At 54.4% G+C, this 22,551-nt stretch carries 19 protein-coding genes, 1 tRNA gene and 1 riboswitch; of the genes, 8 read left to right on the forward strand and 12 right to left on the reverse strand.

Going from position 1 to position 22,551, the window contains the following annotated elements; translation table 11 throughout:
- Positions 1-36: 36 nt before the first annotated feature.
- Complete coding sequence (locus tag ACRZ96_RS19355; protein ID WP_170513733.1) at positions 37-489, reverse strand: Lrp/AsnC family transcriptional regulator; 453 nt, start codon at positions 487-489, stop codon at positions 37-39.
- 72 nt (positions 490-561) lie between these two features.
- On the opposite strand from ACRZ96_RS19355, the gene ACRZ96_RS19360 reads away from it, so the two are divergent.
- On the forward strand, positions 562-1,158 hold the full coding sequence (locus ACRZ96_RS19360; RefSeq protein WP_170626224.1) for a LysE family translocator: 597 nt from the start codon (positions 562-564) through the stop codon (positions 1,156-1,158).
- Position 1,159: 1 nt separating this feature from the next.
- Here the strand turns inward: ACRZ96_RS19360 and ACRZ96_RS19365 are convergent, their stop codons facing one another.
- Positions 1,160-1,993, reverse strand: coding sequence for an AraC family transcriptional regulator (locus ACRZ96_RS19365; RefSeq protein ID WP_480707027.1), 834 nt, complete (start codon positions 1,991-1,993; stop codon positions 1,160-1,162).
- Positions 1,994-2,114: 121 nt separating this feature from the next.
- On the opposite strand from ACRZ96_RS19365, the gene ACRZ96_RS19370 reads away from it, so the two are divergent.
- Positions 2,115-3,077, forward strand: a complete 963-nt coding sequence (locus tag ACRZ96_RS19370; RefSeq protein ID WP_170395560.1) for an acetyl-CoA carboxylase carboxyltransferase subunit alpha — start codon at positions 2,115-2,117, stop codon at positions 3,075-3,077.
- A gap of 4 nt (positions 3,078-3,081) precedes the next feature.
- Here the strand turns inward: ACRZ96_RS19370 and ACRZ96_RS19375 are convergent, their stop codons facing one another.
- The 3 genes from ACRZ96_RS19375 to ACRZ96_RS19385 all read right to left on the reverse strand — a co-directional run bounded on the left by ACRZ96_RS19375 (position 3,082) and on the right by ACRZ96_RS19385 (position 5,694).
- The gene (locus tag ACRZ96_RS19375; protein ID WP_480707025.1) at positions 3,082-4,212 is read right to left on the reverse strand and encodes a lytic murein transglycosylase; all 1,131 of its coding nucleotides are present in this window, start codon (positions 4,210-4,212) and stop codon (positions 3,082-3,084) included.
- A gap of 111 nt (positions 4,213-4,323) precedes the next feature.
- Positions 4,324-4,971, reverse strand: a complete 648-nt coding sequence (locus ACRZ96_RS19380) for a GntR family transcriptional regulator (RefSeq protein ID WP_170395556.1) — start codon at positions 4,969-4,971, stop codon at positions 4,324-4,326.
- Positions 4,972-5,001: 30 nt separating this feature from the next.
- On the reverse strand, positions 5,002-5,694 hold the full coding sequence (locus ACRZ96_RS19385) for a M48 family metallopeptidase (RefSeq protein ID WP_480707023.1): 693 nt from the start codon (positions 5,692-5,694) through the stop codon (positions 5,002-5,004).
- A gap of 100 nt (positions 5,695-5,794) precedes the next feature.
- Between ACRZ96_RS19385 and ACRZ96_RS19390 the strand changes: the two genes are divergently transcribed.
- From ACRZ96_RS19390 to ACRZ96_RS19400, 3 genes are all read left to right on the forward strand, one after another.
- Positions 5,795-6,118: a TIGR02300 family protein gene (locus ACRZ96_RS19390; protein WP_170402007.1), complete on the forward strand. Its 324-nt coding sequence runs from the start codon at positions 5,795-5,797 to the stop codon at positions 6,116-6,118.
- A 137-nt stretch (positions 6,119-6,255) separates the two neighbouring features.
- A tRNA-Ala gene (locus ACRZ96_RS19395) sits at positions 6,256-6,331 on the forward strand.
- Positions 6,332-6,474: 143 nt separating this feature from the next.
- Positions 6,475-6,939: a hypothetical protein gene (locus ACRZ96_RS19400; protein ID WP_480814946.1), complete on the forward strand. Its 465-nt coding sequence runs from the start codon at positions 6,475-6,477 to the stop codon at positions 6,937-6,939.
- Positions 6,940-6,964: 25 nt separating this feature from the next.
- Here ACRZ96_RS19400 and ACRZ96_RS19405 read toward each other — a convergent pair whose 3' ends face one another.
- Both ACRZ96_RS19405 and ACRZ96_RS19410 read right to left on the reverse strand, forming a co-directional pair.
- A complete protein-coding gene (locus ACRZ96_RS19405) occupies positions 6,965-7,543 on the reverse strand; it encodes a hypothetical protein (protein ID WP_480814947.1) in 579 nt (192 codons plus the stop codon).
- Complete coding sequence (locus tag ACRZ96_RS19410; protein WP_480814948.1) at positions 7,540-7,938, reverse strand: hypothetical protein; 399 nt, start codon at positions 7,936-7,938, stop codon at positions 7,540-7,542. The genes ACRZ96_RS19405 and ACRZ96_RS19410 overlap by 4 nt, the downstream gene beginning before the upstream one ends.
- Positions 7,936-8,043: riboswitch (SAM-I-IV-variant riboswitch) on the reverse strand. Its footprint overlaps the gene before it by 3 nt.
- Positions 8,044-8,701: 658 nt before the next feature.
- On the opposite strand from ACRZ96_RS19410, the gene ACRZ96_RS19415 reads away from it, so the two are divergent.
- Positions 8,702-11,875: an AAA domain-containing protein gene (locus ACRZ96_RS19415; protein ID WP_480814949.1), complete on the forward strand. Its 3,174-nt coding sequence runs from the start codon at positions 8,702-8,704 to the stop codon at positions 11,873-11,875.
- 226 nt (positions 11,876-12,101) lie between these two features.
- Here ACRZ96_RS19415 and ACRZ96_RS19420 read toward each other — a convergent pair whose 3' ends face one another.
- From ACRZ96_RS19420 to ACRZ96_RS19440, 5 genes are read right to left on the reverse strand one after another with little or no spacing between them, the layout of a single operon-like run.
- On the reverse strand, positions 12,102-12,830 hold the full coding sequence (locus tag ACRZ96_RS19420; protein ID WP_480814950.1) for a M48 family metallopeptidase: 729 nt from the start codon (positions 12,828-12,830) through the stop codon (positions 12,102-12,104).
- On the reverse strand, positions 12,827-16,105 hold the full coding sequence (locus tag ACRZ96_RS19425; RefSeq protein WP_480814951.1) for a type I restriction endonuclease subunit R: 3,279 nt from the start codon (positions 16,103-16,105) through the stop codon (positions 12,827-12,829). Before ACRZ96_RS19425 ends, ACRZ96_RS19420 begins: the two co-directional genes overlap by 4 nt.
- Before the next feature lie 3 nt (positions 16,106-16,108).
- Positions 16,109-17,572: an anti-phage deoxyguanosine triphosphatase gene (locus ACRZ96_RS19430; protein ID WP_480814952.1), complete on the reverse strand. Its 1,464-nt coding sequence runs from the start codon at positions 17,570-17,572 to the stop codon at positions 16,109-16,111.
- A 33-nt stretch (positions 17,573-17,605) separates the two neighbouring features.
- Positions 17,606-18,802, reverse strand: coding sequence for a restriction endonuclease subunit S (locus tag ACRZ96_RS19435; protein ID WP_480814953.1), 1,197 nt, complete (start codon positions 18,800-18,802; stop codon positions 17,606-17,608).
- Positions 18,792-20,297 carry a type I restriction-modification system subunit M gene (locus ACRZ96_RS19440; RefSeq protein ID WP_480814954.1) on the reverse strand — a complete coding sequence of 502 codons (1,506 nt, stop codon included), beginning with the start codon at positions 20,295-20,297 and terminating at the stop codon, positions 18,792-18,794. The genes ACRZ96_RS19435 and ACRZ96_RS19440 overlap by 11 nt, the downstream gene beginning before the upstream one ends.
- A 517-nt stretch (positions 20,298-20,814) precedes the next feature.
- Between ACRZ96_RS19440 and ACRZ96_RS19445 the strand changes: the two genes are divergently transcribed.
- Complete coding sequence (locus ACRZ96_RS19445; RefSeq protein WP_480814955.1) at positions 20,815-21,249, forward strand: hypothetical protein; 435 nt, start codon at positions 20,815-20,817, stop codon at positions 21,247-21,249.
- Positions 21,250-21,332: 83 nt separating this feature from the next.
- A complete protein-coding gene (locus ACRZ96_RS19450) occupies positions 21,333-22,340 on the forward strand; it encodes an HNH endonuclease signature motif containing protein (RefSeq protein WP_480814956.1) in 1,008 nt (335 codons plus the stop codon).
- Positions 22,341-22,551: the final 211 nt, after the last annotated feature.

Raw genomic sequence — 22,551 nt, forward strand, 5'->3', positions numbered from 1 at the left:
GACCTCGCAAGATGGTTAAAAATCACTTTTTGATGGTCACGCGCGCATATCCTTGGGCGATCCCATCACAACATATGAGGTGATCGAGGTCACATGCGGCAGTGTACCCAGCACCTCGGTGTGGAAGGTTTTGTAGGAGGGCAAATCGGCACATTCGACCCGTAGCAGGTATTCGATCGTGCCGGTGATATTGTGACATTCCACCACTTCGGGCGCTTGTTGCAAGGCCCTTTCGAACCCTTCCTGCGCCGCTTTTGTGTGCTCGCCCAGACCAACGCCGATATAGGCAACGAAACCCACCCCCAGCGCCGCCGGGTTCAGCACTGCTCGGTAGCCGGAAATGATCCCTGCCCGCTCAAGCTCCTGCACCCGGCGCAAGCAAGCGGAGGGCGACAGGCCCACCCGCTCGGCAAGATCGAGGTTGCTGATGCGACCGTCCCGCGAAAGCTCTTGCAATATATGTTGGTTGATCTGATCAATCTTCGCCATTTATTGCAACATTAACCTTAGAGCGCACGAATACGCAATTTCATTTGCCGGATTCAGCGAGAAAATGCAGCCATGACCTACGATATCCTGATGGCCCTGATCGCATTTGCCTTTGTCTCGTCAATCACGCCGGGACCCAACAATCTTATGCTTATGGCATCGGGTGCGAATTTCGGCTTTCGCCGCACGATCCCGCATATGCTGGGTATCGGTTTGGGCTTCACCTTTATGGTGCTTCTGGTAGGGGCGGGTCTGGTTCAAGTCTTTGACCGGTATCCGATTAGTCATACCGTGTTGAAAGTTCTTTCGGTTCTGTATCTGCTGTATCTGGCATGGAAAATCGCCCATGCAGCGCCCGCTAAAGGTGTCGATGCTGCGGGCACCCCGATGACGTTTCTGCAAGCTGCAGCCTTCCAATGGGTCAACCCAAAAGCCTGGGCGATGGCGCTGACCGCGACAGCCGCCTATGCGCCCGACCAAACGATCAATGCGATTCTGCTGGTCGCGCTGGTGTTCGGAGCCATCAACCTGCCCTCGGTCAGCACCTGGACGGTTCTTGGACAGCAAATGGCGCGAATCCTGACGAACCCGCACCGATTGCTGGCATTCAACTGGACGATGGCGGCCCTGCTTGTGGCCTCGCTCTATCCGGTGCTGTGGCCGAATTAGGTTACCTGAGCGGCAGGCAAATTTCGGTCAACAGATCCTCGGGGGCCGTTTCTCGTGGATCGTTGAGATAGATCTCATAACACGGATGGTCCGCAGGTTCTTCGCCAGACTCGGGCAACCAATTGCCAAATAATGTCTGATACGCGCCGTGAAGGCCGGAATAAGGGCCCTTGAAGGTCAGCACCGCTGTTTTGCCACCCAGTATTTCAAGGTCTTCCATCCCCTCGGGCGTATCATCACCGCAGAATTCAGCACCTGCAAAACTGCGTAAATCATCCTCGGGCACATCGTCCGGACTGTCGAGATACAGCCCGATCATCGGGCCGACTTGCGGCCACAGCTTGCGGGATTCGCACAGGGCACCAAAGGCCTCAAAGCTGCGGCCAATCTCGGCATAAGCCCCTTTATGCGGCAGCGCTATAACACGGCGGGACGGTTCGGTTCGGGTTGTTACGGGATGCATCGGATATCCTCCGGTTTTGAACACTGGATGGGCCGGCAGTATTTGCCCCGCACGTCGAAACGCGGTGGGGCTGCTGCCGTAGGCCTCGGAAAAGGCCCGCGCAAATGATTTTTGGTTCGGATAGCCAATGTCGGTTGCGATCCGCGTAACCGGTCTGTCTGTTTGCACCAGCCAGCAGGCGGCACGGTGCAGGCGTATCCGACGGGTGGCCTGCGCGCAGGTCTCGCCAGTAATGGCGCGAAACACGCGATGCCAGTGAAACCGCGACATGGCCGCAACCTCGGCCAGGGCGTCCAGAGACAAGTCTCTGGCGGGGTTGTCATGAATGTAGGTCAACACACGCAGCACGCGATCTTCATAGCTGGCAGCCATCAGTATCCTTCCTTCACTTTGCCCATCGGTGATCGCATATTCCACAACCACAAATCTTGCTGAGTTGCATCCCGGACAAGCATTAGTCATATAGCAGGGAACTTCCGCGTTGAGAGGCGTCATGACCCAGTATCTGGATTTCGAAAAACCGCTGGCCGAGATCGAAGGCAAAGCTGAAGAGCTGCGCGCGCTGGCCCGTGCCAATGAAGAAATGGATGTGACGGAAGAGGCCGCCGCGCTGGATGCCAAGGCCGCCAAGCTTCTGGACGAGCTGTATGCCGATCTGACCCCATGGCGGAAATGTCAGGTGGCGCGTCATCCTGAACGTCCACACTGCAACGATTACGTGGATGCGCTGTTTACCGAATTCACCCCACTGGCAGGTGACCGGAACTTTGCCGACGATCTGGCGGTAATTGGCGGTCTGGCGCGGTTCAACGATCAACCCGTCATGGTGATTGGCCACGAAAAAGGCAGCGATACCAAATCGCGGATTGAACGCAATTTCGGCATGGCCCGCCCCGAGGGCTATCGCAAGGCTGTACGCCTGATGGAAATGGCAGGCCGCTTTGGCCTGCCGGTAATCACCTTGATCGATACAGCTGGGGCCTATCCCGGCAAGGGGGCGGAAGAACGTGGCCAGTCCGAGGCGATCGCGCGCTCAACCGAGATGTGCCTAAAGATTGGCGTTCCTTTGGTGTCCGTAATCATCGGCGAAGGTGGTTCGGGTGGCGCGGTCGCCTTTGCGACTGCGAACCGCGTAGCGATGTTGGAGCATTCGGTCTACTCGGTGATTTCGCCCGAAGGCTGCGCGTCGATTCTTTGGAAAGATGCCGAAAAAATGCGCGAGGCCGCCGAAGCGTTGCGCCTTACCGCTCAGGACCTGCACAAGCTGGGCGTTTGTGACCACATCATCACCGAGCCCAAGGGCGGTGCACATCGCAACCGCCCGGCGGCGGTCGAAGCCGTGCGGTCTGCAATTGCCTCGATGCTGGAAGAGCTTGATGGGAAAGACGCGGCAGCCCTGATCAAGGACCGCCGTCAGAAGTTCCTGGATATCGGTTCGAAAGGGCTGGCGGCTTAACCCGTCAGCCACCCAACCGCTGCAACAGAGCTACCGAAGGCTGGCCAGTCACGGACAACCCGTTGGCGCGCTGGTAGGCGCTAATTGCCGCCTCAGTATTCCTGCCGATAACACCATCTGCGCCTAGTGTGTCATAGCCCGCGGATGTCAGGCGGCGCTGCAGTTCTTTACGATCCTCCAGCGTCAAACCGGTCGCATCCGGCCCGAATGACGCTTGGAACGGCGCGCCGCCAGCAATGCGATCAGAAAGATGACCCACGCCGATCGCGTAGCTGTCCGAATTGTTGTAGCGCTTGATCACCTGAAAATTGCGGAACACAGCAATACGTGGGCCGGGCGTCTGCGGTTGCAGCACTGCCGCCGGCGTGCCCGAAACCGTGCCCACTTCACCGCCCCAAGGCTGCCCTCGCACCCAACCGGCACGTGCCAGATAAGCCGCCGTTGACGCAAGTGAATCTGCTGGGTCATCGGACCAGATATCGCGCCGCCCGTCGCCGGTGAAATCGACCGCATAAGCAAGGTAAGACGTCGGAATGAACTGTGTGTGGCCCATCGCTCCGGCCCAGCTGCCGGTCATGTTAGCCGGGGTCGTATCGCCCTCTTGAATGATCTTCAGCGCCGCCACCAGTTGCTTCTCAAAAAACGCTCCGCGCCGCCCGTCATAGGCCAGAGTCGACGTTGCCGAGATCACCGGCACATCGCCGCGCCGTGCACCATAACGGCTTTCCAGGCCCCAAACAGCCACGACGACCTCCTTGTCGACACCATATTGGGCTTCGATCTGCGACAGGGTTCCTGCATGCCGCACAAGCATTTGCTTGCCAGTGCTGATCCGTTCATCCGAGGCAGCAATCGCCAGATAATCCTCAAGCGAGCGTTTGAATTCGACCTGATTGCGATCGCGTTCGATCACGTCGGGTAGATATCCGGCGCCTTGAAACGCTCGGTTAAGGGTAGTCTGTGAAATGCCCTGTGACGCTGCCCGGTTTTTGAAACTGGCCACCCAGGCATCCCATCCTGCGTTCGGAACCGCACGCATCCGCGAAGCCGGAGCACTGTTGGGTGCGGTGCCTGTGGAACAGGCCGCCAACAGGGTTGAACCAAGCCCTAAGGAAAACACTCTTCGATTAATCATGGTTAAATCTGCTCTTGTTGTGATTTGCGTTCAGAATAGCGCAGCCCGGTCGCTCAAGCCAGCAAAGCGACATCCGAAATCAACTGAGTTGAGAGATGGGCAACAAGCCGCTCAGGTAACAAGCAGGCGCAAGCCCTGTGTCACATCCGAACGCACTGCTAGTCGCAACCCAGGCTCATCCCCGGCCTTGAGTGCTGCGATGATCAGGCGATGGTAGTGCGGTGGCTCGGTCCTCCGCAACCGACCGTATAGGGCACGCATGGTGGGACCCAGCTGCAGCCAGACGGTTTCGGCCATGGCAAGCATCGCGGGGGCCTGTGCGCGTAGATACAGCGTGCGGTGAAATTCCAGATTTGCACGGATATATCCCACCGCATCGCGTTTCGTGACCATCTCGGCCACTGCCATGTTGATGCTTTGCAACCGGTCAATCAGCGCCATATGCGCGCGCGGCAGGGCCCGGCTGGCCAGTTCAACCTCAAGCAGCGCGCGCAGCGCCGCCAGCTCTTCGATCCGATCGCGCGTGAGTTCCGGCGTTGATACCCGACCGGACGTGGACAGGAACAAAGCACCTTCTGCCGCCAGACGCCGCACCGCCTCGCGCGCCGGAGTCATCGACACACCGAATTCCTTGCCAATCCCGCGCAGTGTCAACGCCTGCCCCGGGGCAATCTCTCCATGCATGATGCGGGATCTGAGGGCGCGATAAACGCGATCATGGGTTGCCGTATGAGACTCGGCGGGGCGTGAGGTTAACATGAGTTTATGTGATCACAAATCGCGCCAAGGTCAAGCGACGGAGTCGAAGCGATATCTGTGCAGTTCTGCCCCGTTGTCTCGCAGCCAGCGGCGTGGTTCTTTGTAAGGGCCAAAAATACGCTCGACCTGTGCCCAGAACGCAGGTGAGTGGTTCATTTCGGCAAGATGCGCCACTTCATGCGCGGCCACATAATGGAGAACCTCTGGTGGGGCGAGGATCAACCGCCACGAGAACATCAACCCGCCCGCAGAACTGCACGACCCCCAGCGCGAACGCGTATCGCGCAAAGTAAGGCTACTGTACGACCGCCCCAGCATCGCCGCGTAATCATCGCACGCACCGGTCAGACGATCGCGGGCAAGCTCTTTTAGAAACCGCGCTAGTCGCCGTGCTTCGGCAACGGGCGGAACCCCGATCGCATCGCCACTCAGCAAGACCCTCCGCCCCGATGCAGGAACGATTCGCCTCGCCGTACCCTCGATCGGAATGAACTGCCCTACGCCAACTGCTTCAATACTGGGTCGATCCTGCAGGTGCCCGCGGATCCAGCCCTCTTTCTGCTGTGCGAAATTCAGCGCTTCGGCTTCAGCCACCCCTGTCGGGTAGGTCAGCGTAACCCGTCCATCCAATTGGGAAATTCGCAAACTGATCCGCCGTGCGCGCGCCGATCTGCGCAGTGTCAGCGGCACCGGAGGTGTTCCGGGCAATGCGTGTCGCCCCATGGGTGGGCCTCCTTTGCGCAAAGGCTTTGACAGTGCCTGCCGCATGTGGCAGGTGACCTGAATCATTGATGAGATTCACCTGATATCAAGGGGATTTGATATGCCCAAGGAAGAATGGGGCGTAAAACGTGTCTGCCCGACAACCGGCAAACGGTTTTACGACCTGAACAAGGACCCGATCGTCAGCCCCTATACGGGCGAGGTCGTGGAGCTGGATACCGGAAAAAGCCGGATGATCGCCGCGGATGCTGAAGATGCCGCATCGGTCAAGGCGCGCGAAGCGTCGTCGGACGAAGACATCGTTTTGGATGATGACGATAATGTCGATGTCGAATTGGATGACGATCTGCTGGACGACGATGACGACGGCGACAACGTTTCACTAGACGATATAAAGGACATGTCGTCAGAAGACGAAAACTGATGGATCCCGAGGCGGCCCCGCCGCCTCGACCCGGCCTGCGAAGTCGGTCTGAATTTTTTGCGGATTCCGATTTTAGGACTTGCACTCATCGACGGCGTCTCATAAACGTCCGTCCACCGTTACGACGGTACCTGTATGGGGCCTTAGCTCAGTTGGGAGAGCGCTTGCATGGCATGCAAGAGGTCAGGGGTTCGACTCCCCTAGGCTCCACCAAACCATCCTCAAATAGCCTTGTTTCATTGGCCCTTTCGGCCAGCGGGTCCAGTTGTCCCCTGCATATCCCCTAAATAGCTGCGTATGAATGCACCCGCAACCGCAATGTTGGAGGTCGCAACCGTGCGATTTAGGGTGAAGCTATGCATTTCGGATTCTTGATAGAACCAGGTCTCGCGCTTTCGATTGCCGATCACCTGTGCCTTCTGACAAAGGATGTGCGCAAACACATCGAGTCCATGGTCCTCGACTGGCAGAAAGATCTGCGATTGGGGCAGACCGTTCTGTTTGCGGATATCGAGGCCGGATCGCTAACCGGCATTCATGAAGACACCGGCGCTGTGACCTCGACCCACAACTGTGTTTTGGGCGTGGGCAAGGTGACGGAGACCTGTGAGGGTGGTTTCGTCCGGATTGACATGGGGGAGTTAGGCGAGGACCTGATTCCGGCGGCAGCGGTAATCGGCGTTGTACCGCCAGAAACGCCCGCTGAGCATGCCGAGGCGGTGAAGATAGTAAAAAGCCTGCCCGATTGGCTTATAGTAGACCATTGCCTCTGCTATCGCGCGCCAGACCGCGCTCCCGGGCTGGCAGAAGGTGCAACTTGATCGACAACACCCTTGCCGAGTAAATTCATCTTCTCATCAGTTCTGCCAGCGCCCGACGCCGAGCCAACTCGCCTGCAGCAACCTGATCGTCATTCGCGTGCATCTGATACAGCAAAGCCTCCTCCGTTAGCACTGTATAGTCTTCTATGATCAGTGGAGGGTTCATCGCCCGACGCATCGCCTCGGTACCAGCACGCTCCATCAGTTGGCCTCGCGCATCCAATTCCTCGAACGGAACAAGCAGGTCGTCGTTGAGGTATCGCAGCGTATCCTCCTGCGCCATGTGGATCACCCACTCGTGACGCACCTGCGCTGGGGTCATGGTGCCGTCGCTCTGAATGAACGTCGCTGCCAGCTTTAGAACACAACGCCACTGGCGCTCGGACACCGCACGCGGATCAATGTCGATGTCATGACCACCGATACCGTAGACGGTTCGATTGTAAGCCTCGGCCACCCGGTGGATTTGTCGGATAGCATTGAGATCGTGACGGCGGCGTTGCAGGTCTGACTGTGTAAGAGCCTTGGCCAGTTCGTCGTCCTGATCTGCCTGTGCTGGATCGATGATGTGCTCCTCGCCGGAGCCTGCCATGTGAATACTCATACCGGGGCTCCTTCGATGTGGGCTTGGGCGTCGATAAGAGCACGCAGCAGTTCTTCCTCTGAAAGCTCGTCAGAGATCGGGGCGTCAGTGTCGTCTTCGACCTCATCAGGTAGTTCGCCTGCCCAGAGCCGGTAGTAAGACGCAACGGTGTGGGTGGCGTAGGCATCGGGGCAATCCAGAACGAAACTCTCACCGTCTTGAACACGCCAGATTTGATCCGAGTAGAAGGTCGGGTAACCCATATCTTGGGCAACGCTTACCTTCTCAGGTCTCACGATCAGGTCGGACCGAACCCATGTCTCGGGTTTGATGTTGTCGGGTTTAGCATGTGGGTCACGGTCTTGGCCCCACGGGATTGGCTCAGACCATCCGGGCAGTGTGTTAATGTCAACCATTGTTGATCTCCTTCTCAAATGAGCGCATGCCGCAACGTGCGGAAACCACCGGTGGAGAACCGGTTGGCGGCCAGACGGGATTGCCTGGCACTCTTCATGCTTTGGAATTTGGGAAACGGGGTTCCCTACAAGGCTCCCCTAAATACGAAGGGCCGCAGATACAATGCCGGGTGACAACAATCTGCTACAGGTCTACTCCGCGTCGAGACCGGCCACTGGAAAGATTAGGTTTGCCCACAGTTGCTATCTGCGTTCTCGCAGTATTCACTCGCTGTCGTTGAATATCGCTAAGGGTCGACGACTTCGCACTTTGTAAACGATGCCAGAACTGGCAAGTTTTCCCAATTATATGGCGTGAAATCAAAAGCGTGTGTGGGGCACCGTTCATATGTCGTTATTGGAAATAGTCCTTGCCTCAAAATTTGCACTCCAATCTTTTATCAGAAACTCGAAACTATGAATTCCGGTTCAGATTATGCCCGTAGACAGTCTTGCCTCTAACCTTCAGACGTCAAAGAGCCTCCTCAAGTATTGGAGGGCAAGTGTCTCCGACAGCGTGTTTGGAAAGGGGCGTTTCCGGGTAAATGAACTACGGCGAAATATGCGGCTCAGTATCCAGTCGCTGGAAGCTGGTCGGCTGCCCCCAAGGCAATCGCAAGAGCTTTTCGATGATCGAAACGAAAACGAAGGTTTAGTGCCAATCCGGCTTTGGCCACGGGTTTACGCACGAGAGCTTAGCCATGGCACAGCGCGGCAAGACGGCTTGCCAGATGTTATTGCGCCTATTGTTACCGAAGCGAACGTGACGCGAGCGGGTTACATTTTGCCAGGGCGAACACTTATCCCACGCGATCTTCTAGAACCTTTGACTAGTGGGGCGCTGTCAATCGGCACCGTAGAACAACAGGATGGATTTTTGGCTAATGGTGGATTTGGAGAAGAACATTCAATTGAGGCACATGCTGAAGGCTGGACCCGCTATCTGAAATTTGTTGAACAACTGCTCGAAGAAGTTTCAGGCGATTGGTTTGACAAAACCACAGAATTCACTGAACGCAGCCCGGGGTTTTTCGAAGTTGCGGATAACGCTTCGGCGATGGTTCGCGGTATTCTGTCGCTTTACGATGACCTTGTGGACAGTGACGATGTTCCATCTCTAATGCGAAATTATGCGCGTGTTTCTCCACGTCCATTGTCGCCTTCTCTGCCACAACCTTATAGCTTGTCTGAGCGTTTGGGGCACTCGAACGACAGGTTCCCAACAGCAAGAAACCAACGGGACGTGTTGGCTCACCTTGCTAAAGCGGAGCATGGCGAAATTACTGCAGTGAATGGTCCTCCGGGGACGGGCAAAACAACGTTGCTTCTTTCGGCTATCGCTAGTGCTTGGGTTAAGGCGGCTTTGGAGAAGAGCGAGCCACCAGTAATCATCGCTGCTTCCGCCAACAATCAAGCGGTCACAAACATTATCGACGCATTCGGGAAAGACTACGCAATTGGGACTGGCCCGTTTGCTGGACGTTGGTTGCCGGGAATTCGGAGTTTCGGTCTGTTTTTGTCTTCAGCCGCTCGCGAAGAGGAAGCATCAAAGATTTACCAAACAGAGACGTTTATCAAAACGCTGGAAACTCACGCGTTCGTTTCGGAAGCGAAAGAGGCCTTCCTTTCAAAAGCACGCGACGCATTCAACGATGAAGGAATAGATGAGGTCGAAGATGTAAATGAGCGGTTGCATGAACGCATTAAATCGCTGGCAGCAAAGATGGCCAACCTCGATGAAACTCTTGCGCGGTGGGAAAAAGCGCGCGAAACGGTGGCAAAAGATCTAGGCGACGAACCCGAAGAGAAGCTGGAAGAGTTAGAGAAACACTTAAATGACAAGCAAAACGATTTAACAAAAACTCAAGAGCTGCTCAATCGATGGGACAGTCACGTCGCGAATGAACCGGCTCTGTTGGCCATATTCTCGTTCTTGCCATCTGTGAGACGGAAACGCATGGCAGCAGCAAGGGCCGTTATTCGAGGAGCGGGATTTGAGCTAGTCGCCGATCAGCTGTCGAGCCTGTCGGACGCCGGAAGCAGTATCCAGAAAATGAAATCTGACGCACAATCAGGTGTCAGTGACGCTGCAAACTCCCTCAAACGGGCAACATCGATCACCGAAGAGGCAAAGGCTGCTTCCAAGGAGTTTCAGTCAGCAGCAGTGTTGTTATCCGCAGAGCTGAGGGACGCGGATATTGACGAGATTGATAGCTTTGTTGATTGCAATATCCGATTTCCTCTGTTTCTTCTCGCAACACATTATTGGGAAGGCCGTTGGCTTCTCGAAATGGAGAACGTCCTCCCAGACATCGACAAGGAACAGAAGCGCACCGGAAGGAAAACCGTCGTTCCGCGTTGGCGACGGCGAATGATGCTGACACCATGTGCAGTGGCGACTTTCGCAACTCTGCCAAGCAAAATGACCTGTCGCGCTAGGCGAGGCAACACGTTCATCGACGACTACCTGTATGATTTTGTCGACTTACTGATTATCGATGAAGCAGGACAGGTGTTGCCTGAGATAGCAGCGCCGTCTCTTGCGTTGGCAAGGCAAGCACTGGTCGTCGGCGACACAAGGCAAATTGAACCAATTTCAAGTATTCCTAAAGCAATCGACATAGGGAACCTCGCAAAATATGACGTTGTTTCGGAAGACTTGGATGAAACTGCTTTGTCGGATGTTTTAGCATCTGGGTTTCTTTCCAACTCTGGCAGTGTAATGGCGTGTGCGCAAAGCGCCTCCCGTTTTCAGCCCTACCCGGACTTAGATCGCGGTCTATACCTCTTCGAGCATCGACGCTGCTACGACGAAATTATCGAATTCAGTAATGCCTTATGCTATCGCGGACACTTGCAGCCAAAACGAGGCCCAGCCACGGAACTAGCCTTCCCTCCAATGGGCTACCTCCATATTGATGGAGCTGCGTTCTTCGCGGGTGGCAGCAGGTTCAATCCCACAGAAGCAAAAACCATTGCTGCATGGCTGAATGAAAACCGCGCCACGCTGGAAAACCAATATCAAAAGCGGCTCGAAGACATTGCAGCTATAGTCACACCCTTCGGGAAACAAGCTCAAGAGTTGCGTCAGGCATGCAACGCTGTTGGCATCCGCACGATAGGTGCAGGAGCCATGACAATCGGCACTGTGCATTCACTACAAGGAGCCGAACGACCCATAGTCCTGTTTTCTCCGACATATGCAAAAGGCATGGACGGTGGCTTTATCGACGCTTCCACCTCGATGCTGAACGTTGCTGTGTCACGCGCTAAGGACAACTTTTTGGTCTTTGGAGATATGGACCTTTTTTCGTCTGCTCTTAGTGGTAGCCCCCGCGGGGTGCTCAGCAAATTCTTGTTTGCAAGACCAGAAAACGCCCTGGAGTTTGATGTCCAACCTCGTGAAGACCTGAAGACAAAAGCCACGGGCATCCAAATGCTGCGCGATGCCGATGATCATGACATATTCCTGCGCGACGTTCTCACATCTGCCAAAAAGACGATAGAGATTGTCAGTCCTTGGATTATCAACAGCACCATGGAAAAGAACGGGTTCTTGTCGCTATTGCGTGAAGCTTCTGAACGCGGTGTAAAGATCGATGTTTATGCTGACCCAGTATTGAACAAGAAAACCAACAACGACGGCGTAAGCCAATTTGATGAAGCCAAAGCCAGCCTTTCATCCATCGGTGTTACCGTCCACCCGGTCCAACAGCTACATAGCAAAATCGTCGCCGCCGATGAGGATATCTTTTGCATCGGTTCATTCAATTGGTTGAGCGCAGATCGTATCGGAAGATATGCCAGACATGAGACATCGCTGGTATACAGTGGAGCTCAAATGGCCAGCGAAATCGAACGGTTCCGCGAGAACCTCGGATTACGTCGTGCTGGGTAGGGGAAGTGGTTCTGGTCTCGCTCGAAGCGAAGCCCACCGCTTTTGCAGCTTAGCATACTCGACTGCAAACCGCTCTTTCGCCTCTACTGGTTCTCGGGCGCGAAGCTATTTTGTTACCTTGGCTTGGTGCCTTCTCTAAGCGGACATCGTCGCCGATCAGTGGTTCCGATCAGAAATGCAAAATACAATCAGCTAAGCGTTTCGCAGCAGTAGATGAGCAAAAAACCTAGTCTCGCAACAGCACTTCCACTAGCCCATCTAGATGGCGCTTGGCCGCTTGCCAATCGCCTGCGTGGCTGTCGATGATCGCCCAAAAATCAGGACTGTGATCATGGTGTTTCAAGTGTGCCATTTCATGGACAAGGACGTAGTCAATGCACTGGCGGGGGGCCTTAATCAGATGCGGGTTCAGAATGATCTCGCCCTTGGGGGTGCAACTTCCCCATTGGCGTGACATTTCCAGAAACCGAAATGGCGGCTCTTTTTGAACCCACGGCAATGATGGGACCATGAGCTTGAGCCGACGGGCAATATAATCACGCCCTTTGACACGGTACCATGCGCGAACACGGGCGCGTATTTTGGATTGATCTCTGGTCTCGGTTACGACCTCCAAACGGTTTCCCTTAAGGCGAACTGTTTCCGGCCCATCCTCAGCATCAATAACCTTGAGCACATATCTACGGCCCAGATAGAAGATTTGTTCGCCTGATACGTATTCTCGTGGTCGCAGGTGGGCATAGCGTTGTTGTGCTTCGGTAACGTGATTGACCACCCATCGCGCCCGCTTCTGCACCGCGCTTTGAATGGCAGCGTCTGCAAACCCGTCAGGGGCATCCACATCGACGGTGCCATCAGGGTTGACGTGGATGGCAACCCGATCAGTGCGTTTTGGGTCAATGGTCACCTGATAGGGAATGCGTTGATCTCCATAAGCGAGGATGAAGTCTGTCATGTCCCTCCCTTTGCCGCACCAGCGCGGACGATGGCAAGGATTTCATCGATCATCGCGTTCGCCGCATCCAGCCCGCCCAGGAATTGGAAATACCTCGGTAACAGGGACTTCTTGATTTCTGCTTCGATACTGCCTGGGTTGATTGAATGCGCCTGCACAGCGTTGTTGACCACTTCGTTGATGTGGAACGCTTCTTCGATCAGCTTTTCTTCGTCTTGCCCATCGTCTGACGTGGATTGCGATAGCAGCGCACCAAAATATGCCTGCGCACGGGGTTCCCCGTCAAACCGATCTGGCACACCGGGTGTGGATCGAGACTGGACCTGCTCTTCGAGGTCTTTGAACATATTGTATTGCTTGCCAGGATAATCGAACATGGCTTCCGCCGCCTCAATCGCCTCCTTCAACAATTCCGAGAAGACGCGCTGCGCATAGGGATCATCGATAAGGTCCTGCTCAATGGTCTTGCGCACACGGGTCTTGATCACGTCAGCCTCGGTTCTGGTTTTGTCATCGGACCAATCACTTGGGTCATCATCCTGTCCGAGGGTACCCACATGGATGAACCCTTCGGGATCAACGATCTCTTGACCAATAACCTGTTTGTCCACCATGCGGCGGATTTGGTCCTCGTATTCGCTGAAGTCCACAGTTTCCTGTGCATCGCGCTTGGCTTGCACTCGAAGTTCCGTGAAGAACTTTAGATCGCGTTTGTATCCGCGAATGGTGGCCTCATCAAAAGCTCCATCCTCGTAGAACGTCCGTGACGACAGGGCCAGTTTCAGGCACATGCCAAATTCGGTCAGCGCGTCATAGAAATCTTCTCGGATTTTTTGATTGTGATCGATGCTGTGACCCGAGCCATCATCAGCCACCCGTGGGACCAGCGCTCGTCGGAACTGCTCTCGATCCTGCCGGTTTTTCACATCTGCAAAGATTGCCCAAAGTGCGTCATGCAGTCCGGGCAGTCGTTTATACTCGGTAGACATATTGGCCACCGTGCCGATCAGGTCATTAATGTCATATCCAGCTTGGGTCTGCGCAGCGAGGTCCTGGTAATTCTGGATAGAGGTATCAAGTTCGGCCAGAATACCGCGATAATCGATTAGATACCCAAATTGCTTGGCGTCGTGCAAACGGTTCACACGTGCGATGGCCTGAAGCAGGTTATGCCCCTTGAGGTGTTTGTCGATGTAGAGCACAGCGTTGCGCGGTTCATCAAAGCCGGTCAGAAGCTTATCCACTACGATCAAGATTTCTGGTGCTCCATCACTGCCAAAATCCTTGATGACCTCAGTCTCATACTGCTCTGGATCATTCCCGACATTAAGCTTCCACCAGGTTTGCACCTCTGGTGTCTTGGTTTCATCTGTGTCGCCGTGGCCCTCACGGGTATCAGGCGCAGAGATCACCACCGCGCTGGTCACCATACCCGTGGCATCCAATGCCTGCTTGTATCGGATCGCTGAGAGTTTGCTGTCCGTGGCGAGTTGCGCTTTCAGTCCCAATCCGAGCTTTGCGAAGTTCTCGGTGAAGTGTGTGGCGATATCCCAGGCGATCAGGTCAATCCTGTTGGCTGACCCGTATATCTGCCCACGGCTGGAATATTTCTGCTTCAGGTCGGATTTCTGTTCTTCGGTCAATGACACCGTGATCTTATCGAACCAGGCATCAATTGCAGCATCATTGATATCAACGACGGGCTTTCGTTCTTCATAAACCAACGGGGTCACGGCCCCATCCTCGATAGCATCTTGCATAGTATAGGCATGCAGGATCGGACCGAATTTGTTGCGGGTCTTATCCTCTTTCAACAGCGGCGTGCCGGTAAACGCGATGAAGGCTGCATTGGGCAGCGCCTGACGCATCCGCTCGTGGTTTTCACCACCCTGGCTGCGGTGTCCTTCATCCACTAGCACGATCAGATTGTCTGAAGTGTTCTTACATTCAGGCAGTTTGGTGGCCGAGTTGAACTTTTGAAGCAGGGTAAAAATGATGCGTTCATTGCCTGAGCCGATACGCTCGGCCAGATCACGACCAGAATGGACCTTGGCCTTCTCACCGTCTTTCTTGGTGGCCACAGCAGACCCAAATGCCCCACCAGTCAGGAAGGTTGCTGCCAACTGCTTTTCCAGATCAACGCGGTCGGTCACGATGATGATGCGGCATCCGGCTAGGTCCGCATCCAACAACAGTGCCTTGGACAGAAACACCATCAGGTTCGATTTTCCCGACCCGGTGGTGTGCCAGATCACGCCGCCTTCGCGACTGCCATCGGGCTTTTGCTTGGTGATCTGTGACAGGATCGCTTTGGTACCCTGCACCTGCTGGTACCGTGCGGCAATCTTGCCGATTTTCCGATCAAAGAAGATAAACCGCCGGACAAAATCCAACAGCCGGTCTGGCTGCATCAAGCTGATGACCAACCGATCCTGTTCCGTGGGCAGCACAGGCCCACTGTGGAGACGATCAAAGTCTGCCTTGGCCCACGTAGGCTTATCTGAAAACAATGCCGTTTCCTGGGCTGCTGTGAGGCGCGTTGACTTGATCAATTGGAACTCGGCCTCGGTGATATCTTCCTCGGTCCAAGTTCCCCAGAACTTGGCTGGCGTCCCAGTGGTGCCATAGCGCCCATCGGTGCCGGTGATCGACAGCAGGAGTTGCGAATAGGCGTAGAGGTCCTGAATACCGTCAGGTTTTTGATTGCGCAGGTGCTGACTGATGCCTTCGTCAACCATGGCCTTGTCTTTGGTTGATGAAACGGGCCGCTTGGCTTCGATCACCACCAGCGGGATACCGTTCACATAACCAACCACATCAGGCCGATACCGCCCCATGCCCGCCGGGCGCTCCACGCTCAATTCTTCAGTCACGTGGAAGGCGTTGGCCGAGACATCTGCCCAGTCGATCAGCGGCACGGTGACATTGGTGGGCTTGGCATCAATCACCTCGCGCACGGTCACACCCAGGGTAAGTTTCTTGTAGATCGCCTCATTGGCCGGGATCAGTCCTTCATTCAGACCGGTGCTGGTGATCTCACGAATGACCTGATCGATGCCTATGTCCGACAGCGGATAGCTCTGTCCCTTAAAGCTGAAACGATGCGCCCGCAGCCGGTCGCGCAGCACATCCGTCAGCAGCACCGCCCGCTCTGATCCGCGCTTCTCCAGCGCCTGTGCCGGAGACAGGTACCTCCAACCGAGAACCATCATCATGTGTAGTGCTGGGAGCTTTGAAGCGGCTTCTTCGCGGGTGTCGGGAGCACGATCAGACATCGTTCACAACCTATCGAAGACCGAACCTACTCTTGGCTCGAATAGCTGCTGATATCGCTTGGTCGCGTATTCATCGGTCATCCCGGCGATATAGTCGCAAATAACCCTAGCTGTGCCAGTATTTCCCCCGCTCTGAACCGTCTGCTCGAAGGTGCGAGCATCCAACAATCGTTTTGGATCGGTCGCAAATGCACTAAACAATTCAGTGACCATTTTCTGGCCTTTGAATTCCAATTGCTGGACGGGAGTGCTCTTGATTACGAGGTCAACAACCACGGCTTGAAGCGTATCAAGCGCATTCCTAACACCGGCGTTCGCATCAAAAACAGCTTGGTATTGGAACAATGGCTCAATGAAATCGGGATGACTATGCTCGAAAAGAGTGCCCTCAACACAGAAACCTACCATGCGTCCGATGGAGTGTTTGCGGGTGTCGGAACCGTCGTCAAAAAGTCGTCGCACAAACGTATCGAAACTTCCCTCAAAGAAGTTATCCAGGAGAGGTTGAATAGCGGCTGAGCGTTTGTTGCCTACGTCGTCGTGCTTCTCAAACCACTCTAGAAACTTCTGACGGCGGATGAGACCCAGACCGATTGCGTCTTCTAGATCATGGACACCGTAGGCAATGTCGTCAGCCAACTCCATGATCGAGGTATCAAGGGATTTGTACTTGGTCTTTGGATGCTTTTTCTTGCCAATAGACTTCCGAGCGGATGAGATGGTGGCCCAGTCTTCCAGGTCAGCGGCGACCCATCCTTTCACTACGTCATCATGTTCTTCGTTCAGATAGCACTTAGGTGGCTTATAGTCCGATGCGACAAAGACAGAGCTTGTCGGCGTCACCATTTTGAAAGGCGCGTGGTCAGGCTGCACCTTCAAAGGTAACTCGCTCATCGGATCGTCGGGCTCGCCACCTGGAACGATGCTCCAATCCACTACATCACTATAAGGTGCAGGGTATTTGATAACGCCCAGGATGGCCCGTCGCGTTAGGTTCATCCCATGACCTTCTGGATATTTCTCCAGTTTGGTCATGATCCGAAGGGTCTGCCCATTCCCCTCGAAGCCACCGTAAGGCAGCATGCATCTATTCAAAGCAACTTCGCCGCCATGTCCGAAAGGCGGATGACCCAGATCGTGGGCCATGCAAATGGTACTCATCAACATAGGATCAGGGAGATGCGTGATGGCTGCGCGATCCCGATCAGTTCCGGTACCCGCATCAAGGGCTTCTTCGGCCTGCCGGTACAGGCGCTTGGTAATTGAAACACCGATTTGACTGACTTCGAGAGAGTGGGTCAAACGTGTACGGTAGAAGTCGCTATCACCCATTCCAAGCACCTGGGTCTTTGCTTGAAGTCTACGGCATCCAGCCGAATGAACCACACGTGCATAATCGCGTTCCCAAGGTGTTCTATGGTCTGGCCGGGGTGAATTATCTTTTCGATCTTCCCAATATCTGCTCATAATCAACTGTCCTCAAATTTCATTCTTCGTAAATCAAACCACAACCCGCCGTTTACCGGTCAGGAGTTGTTGCATCAGGGCTTTCTTCTCGGTGCGGAGTTTGTCGATTTGGGTGGTCAAGCCGGTGATATCTTCTTCGGCTGCATCAAAGACTTGTGCGATCCTTGACTGCTCGTTGAGCGTTGGAGGTAATGGCAGTTTTGTCGCGAGAAAGGGGCCGATCTTCACTGCCTTTCGTTCCATTAGTGTCCCCTCGGTCATTGCTGCAAATTTTGCAATTTGCCTACCGGACTTAAGGGCTTGTGCAACAAACCTGAGATCACTGCGCTGTTTGTCCTTGACGTACAACACCTCATAGATTGGAGAAACAACCACCGGATGGCTTCTCCTGTGGTAGTTGATCGCGCCCCATCTAAGATTTGCCGGGTTGAATACGATGTCACCTGGCTGGACTACTTTATAGGTCTTGGCTTTTGTATCTTTGACTAAGAATTCTCGATTGTAGCGGTCAGTTTTTTCTGTGACTCCATCTTCGATAGTGAGAGAGAAAAGCGGGACTTCATCAGTTGGCACTTGTCGTTCTTTGCGAACTTCCAAGATGTCGCCTACCTTCACCTCCCTCCACTCTTCCCCCTCGAATTCGGGGAAGCGGCGTTTGCCGGTGAGGAGGGTTTGCATAAGGGCGCGTTTTTGGGTGCGGGCGGTAGCCAGCAGGGCCTCAGTCGTTTCAATGGCCCTGTCCCAGGTCGAGAGGATATCCGCGATCTTCCGTTGCTCGGCGAGTGGGGGGAGAACGACACGAATTGCGTTCAGGTCAGGACGGTTTATCTTCGGCATTCCTGTTCGTAAGGAAACCGCTGTTGTCGCCGCGACAAACTTGTTGCTCAGCATCAAATGCAACAGAAACTCAGTGTCCGCTACACCCTCAATACCCCAGATTGGGTACATGTCCGCGCTGCAAATGCCCGGATAACCGGGCATGGCGGCCTTGTTCAAATTGGGTCTGATTTTTGAATAAACGATGGCCTCGGCATCAAACTCATATTTCCCAGAAATGACTCCACACTCTTTTGCGGTTTTCACGCCAGATAGATTGCCTGTGCCGCTTTGAATGTTCTCTGGGCCAATATGCAGCATCGAAGCGTAAGGCTCCTCCTTTGGGTCAACCTGTCCGTTCGCAAGCGCGACGATTTCCCCAAATCTTTGCTGTTTCCACCCCTCAGGCACCATAACCAAGCTCCTTCAGGTATCCCTCCATCTGGGTCTCTAGCTCTGCAAGATCGGCTTTGAGTTTGGTGCGTTCCGCACGGACTGCCATCAGGTCGATCTCTGCCTCTTCCTCGAACGTGTCCACGTAACGCGGAATGTTGAGGTTGAAGTCATTCTCTTTGATCTCTGCCGCTGTGGTGCGGTAGGCGTATTTGTCCACGGTTTCGCGGGCGCGATAGGTGTCCGCGATTTTGGTCAGGTGTGCCTCTTCCAATGCGTTCTGGTTGGTGCCTGCAGTGAATTCGCGGCTGGCATCGATAAACATAACGCTGTCATCGTCTTTCTGTTTCTTGAACACCAAGATCGCCGCCGGGATGCCGGTGCCAAAGAACAGCTTTTCCGGCAGGCCGATCACGGCATCTAGCAGGTTTTCCTCGATCAGTTTCTGCCTGATTTTCCCCTCGGACGATCCCCGGAACAGCACCCCGTGGGGAACCACCACCGCCATGCGGCCTGACTTGGGTTTCAGGGTTTCGATCATGTGCAGGATAAAGGCGTAGTCGCCCTTGGTCTTGGGTGGCATACCCCGGCGGAAGCGGGCGAACTTATCCGTCTCGGCGGCTTCAACACCCCATTTGTCCAGACTGAAGGGCGGGTTGGCAACAACGATATCAAAGTGCCGTAGCGCATCATCCTTGGTCCGCAATTTGGGGTTGCGGATCGTGTCGCCCCATTCGATCTGATGGTTTTCCTCGCCATGTAGAAACAGGTTCATCTTGGCCAGCGCCCAGGTGGAACCGATGGCCTCTTGACCATAAAGCGCATAACCCTTGCCGCCGTGATCACGGATCAGCCTGCCGCATTTCATCAGCAGGGATGCTGAGCCGCAAGTTGGGTCGCAAATGTCATCGCCGGGCTGTGGACTAACCAACCTGGCCATGAGTTCAGAGACTTCGGCGGGCGTGTAGAATTCACCGGCCTTCTTGCCCGCCGATGCTGCAAACCGTGAGATCAGATATTCATAGGCCCCCCCGATGATGTCGAGGTTGCCAACGCGCGAGGGGCGCAGGTCGAGAGCCGGTTTGGCGAAGTCTTCCAGCAGGTGCCGCAGGATATCGTTTTTCTGTTCTTCATCCCCCAGTTTATTGGAGTTGAAGCTGATGTCCTGGAAGACATCGCGCAGCTTTGTGCCGTTGGCCTCTTCGATGGCATGCAGGGCTTTGTCGATGCGTTCCCCATTGCCTGCCTCATGACGACGGGCGTGGACGTCGTCGAAGCTTGCACCGGCGGGCAGGACAAATGCCTCTTGCTGCATCAAGGCGTCCACGAGGTCCGGAGCACCAGGGTGCTCGGCTTCATAGCGGGCGCGGTGATCCTTCCACACGTCGCTGACGTACTTCAGGAACAGCATGGTTAGGACGTAATCCTTGTAAATCGAAGGATCGACAACACCCCGGAAGGTGTCACAGGCACCCCACGCGGCTTTGTTAATCTCTGATTGAGTAATGGGGTTCATTTCTTCTTATCCGCGAATGAGTTTGGCCATAACAAATCGTTCTATCCAAAAGGCTGCAAGCGGAAAAATACCTGCAACACGCAGCACTAAAGAGAAACTTGCTAGTACTCAACGCTCGGCCATGGACCTGAAGTGCACTATCCTTATGGGGCTTACAGCTTCGTTATCAAAGTACAGGCACGTTTTGGGTGTAAGCTTCTTATAAGTGTCTCTCTAAATCTGGAGTGCCTAAAGACATTGGCGCGCTACAAAAACCTGCAAATGATCTGCTTCGCGACGAAAAAAGCCACCCGAAAAAAATTCTGATGCCCCCCGAGCCCGAAGCAGGCAATTGGGTGCAATGAGGCGGAGAGCGACCAGACGGGGCCATTGATTGGTTCAATCATCGCTGTGTCTAACTGCCAGAAATAAGTTGACAGGTTCCGATTTCGGAACTAAGCCAATCCTGTTCCGAAATCGGAACTAAATTCATTCACTGGCAGACGGCTAAGGGCCGCGCTACTCAGGAGAGAAAACGATGGATGGACAGCATCGCCATGACGCTGCTTATGCGACAATGTGCTCATACCTTGGATTATCAGCGAGAGACGTAGCGGAAATCGGAGGGTTCTCTGATCGGTTCGCACGAGACATTCTTGCGGGTCGCAAATCCTTCCCGCAAGACACCAAGGTCGGATTGTTCCAGTTGCTCAAGGACTACAAGACCATCATCGACGCGATGAAAGCAGAGGTGCGTGCCGGTGAAAGAGTTTTCTACATATACCGCACTAACGAACAGCTTCGGGCTTCGTCAGTCGGCAAAATTTGGCCTTCGGTCGGCAAGGCCAAAGGTGGATTTGTAGGTCCTTATAGAAGTGCAGCATTCGAAGTTTATCAATGGGCTTCAGACGTAGTTAACGGACCTGCAACTCCGATAAGTCTGGTATTTGCTGAGACCCCTCAAACAAGCTGATCAAGCAATCCCGAAAACAATGCCAGACCTGCGCAGGCCACGTCTGCGTCGCGCTCTCGGCTGTCCAATTCAAAGGTGAAATAATGTCAAACCTATTCGTCAACACTTTCAATGAGACCCGAACCTGCACTTTCAAAGGGGACATTTATGATGTTCGCGACAACGGCGCGATACTCCGTCGGAAACGACCCAGCGGAAGACAGCGCAAACTCGACAATTTCTGGACCTTCGGCACCAAGGATGCGAACACAGGTTACGCAAATTTTGGGAGCCACAGAGTTCACCGGATAGTCGCGACGGCTTTCCATGGGGAACCCTCATCCAGCCAGCATATTGTCGATCACATCGACACCAACCGCATGAATAATCGCCCAGAAAACCTACGCTGGATCACGAGACTTGAGAATATCTTGTTGAACCCGATCACTTTGAAGAGGGTTCTTGAAGCATATGGTTCTGTTGAAGCATTCTTTTCTAATCCTGCGATGCCCAAGCATAAGCAGCTTCCGAGCCAATATGATTGGATGCGAGCAGTCTCTGCATCAGAAGCTGCGGAGAGTAAGCGAAAACTTGAGAACTGGGCAGCGAGCTCGAAATCTCCTTCGGGCGGTGGATTGGGCGAATGGCTGTTTGAACACCGCACTCAACAAGAACAGCCGAAATTGCCCGAGATTATTCCTTCACTAACTGAGGGTGCCGCGCAAATGAACTGGCGGACACCGTCGGAGTTTCCGTGCTGCCCTAAGCCTGGGAAGGATCGAACATTGATGGAATACTATCGGGCGCTTTCATTCGGAGCGGTATTTGCAGCCAACGAATATGGAAAATCCTATTTCGTCGATGGATGTCCGGACCGCCATAGCGACTGCCTGATAGTGGTCTGCCGCATCGAGAAAAATCCGATCAATGATTGGGGTATCACATCGATCTATCTGCATGAAGGTGAGTTCATCCATGAAAACAAGAACACTTTCTTCACATTGGTCGAAGCTATGGAGATTTATGCAGCAGGAACCGGAGAAGGTTTTTACCCAGAGAGATACGAGCCGGACTTGGGCCGTCACTCAGCGCTCGCCTCTGCTCCTGAGTAACCTCATCGCAAATTAGGAGAATACACAGTGCTCAGCAGACGGCGGTTTCCGCGGAGCAGTCGTTGGGAGATAGCATGGCGAATGACTACTTTGAGCCCGGCCCCACCGAACCGCAGCAATATAGTAAATGTACATAGCAATGCCTCGCCAACACAGCCGGTGCCTTTGACGCAGTGAGTGTTGTGTTTGTGGAGTTTAGTGGCCAGATTGG

The sequence above is a fragment of the Ruegeria sp. CF1 genome, from assembly GCF_056537445.1.

Bases quoted from the DNA above. Each gene is read 5' to 3' on its own strand.
- ACRZ96_RS19355 (WP_170513733.1), bottom strand. From the start codon at position 489: ATGGCGAAGATTGATCAGATCAACCAACATATATTGCAAGAGCTTTCG.
- ACRZ96_RS19360 (WP_170626224.1), top strand. From the start codon at position 562: ATGACCTACGATATCCTGATGGCCCTGATCGCATTTGCCTTTGTCTCG.
- ACRZ96_RS19365 (WP_480707027.1), bottom strand. From the start codon at position 1,993: ATGGCTGCCAGCTATGAAGATCGCGTGCTGCGTGTGTTGACCTACATT.
- ACRZ96_RS19370 (WP_170395560.1), top strand. From the start codon at position 2,115: ATGACCCAGTATCTGGATTTCGAAAAACCGCTGGCCGAGATCGAAGGC.
- ACRZ96_RS19375 (WP_480707025.1), bottom strand. From the start codon at position 4,212: ATGATTAATCGAAGAGTGTTTTCCTTAGGGCTTGGTTCAACCCTGTTG.
- ACRZ96_RS19380 (WP_170395556.1), bottom strand. From the start codon at position 4,971: ATGTTAACCTCACGCCCCGCCGAGTCTCATACGGCAACCCATGATCGC.
- ACRZ96_RS19385 (WP_480707023.1), bottom strand. From the start codon at position 5,694: ATGGGGCGACACGCATTGCCCGGAACACCTCCGGTGCCGCTGACACTG.
- ACRZ96_RS19390 (WP_170402007.1), top strand. From the start codon at position 5,795: ATGCCCAAGGAAGAATGGGGCGTAAAACGTGTCTGCCCGACAACCGGC.
- ACRZ96_RS19400 (WP_480814946.1), top strand. From the start codon at position 6,475: ATGCATTTCGGATTCTTGATAGAACCAGGTCTCGCGCTTTCGATTGCC.
- ACRZ96_RS19405 (WP_480814947.1), bottom strand. From the start codon at position 7,543: ATGAGTATTCACATGGCAGGCTCCGGCGAGGAGCACATCATCGATCCA.
- ACRZ96_RS19410 (WP_480814948.1), bottom strand. From the start codon at position 7,938: ATGGTTGACATTAACACACTGCCCGGATGGTCTGAGCCAATCCCGTGG.
- ACRZ96_RS19420 (WP_480814950.1), bottom strand. From the start codon at position 12,830: ATGACAGACTTCATCCTCGCTTATGGAGATCAACGCATTCCCTATCAG.
- ACRZ96_RS19425 (WP_480814951.1), bottom strand. From the start codon at position 16,105: ATGTCTGATCGTGCTCCCGACACCCGCGAAGAAGCCGCTTCAAAGCTC.
- ACRZ96_RS19430 (WP_480814952.1), bottom strand. From the start codon at position 17,572: ATGAGCAGATATTGGGAAGATCGAAAAGATAATTCACCCCGGCCAGAC.
- ACRZ96_RS19435 (WP_480814953.1), bottom strand. From the start codon at position 18,802: ATGGTGCCTGAGGGGTGGAAACAGCAAAGATTTGGGGAAATCGTCGCG.
- ACRZ96_RS19440 (WP_480814954.1), bottom strand. From the start codon at position 20,297: ATGAACCCCATTACTCAATCAGAGATTAACAAAGCCGCGTGGGGTGCC.
- ACRZ96_RS19445 (WP_480814955.1), top strand. From the start codon at position 20,815: ATGGATGGACAGCATCGCCATGACGCTGCTTATGCGACAATGTGCTCA.
- ACRZ96_RS19450 (WP_480814956.1), top strand. From the start codon at position 21,333: ATGTCAAACCTATTCGTCAACACTTTCAATGAGACCCGAACCTGCACT.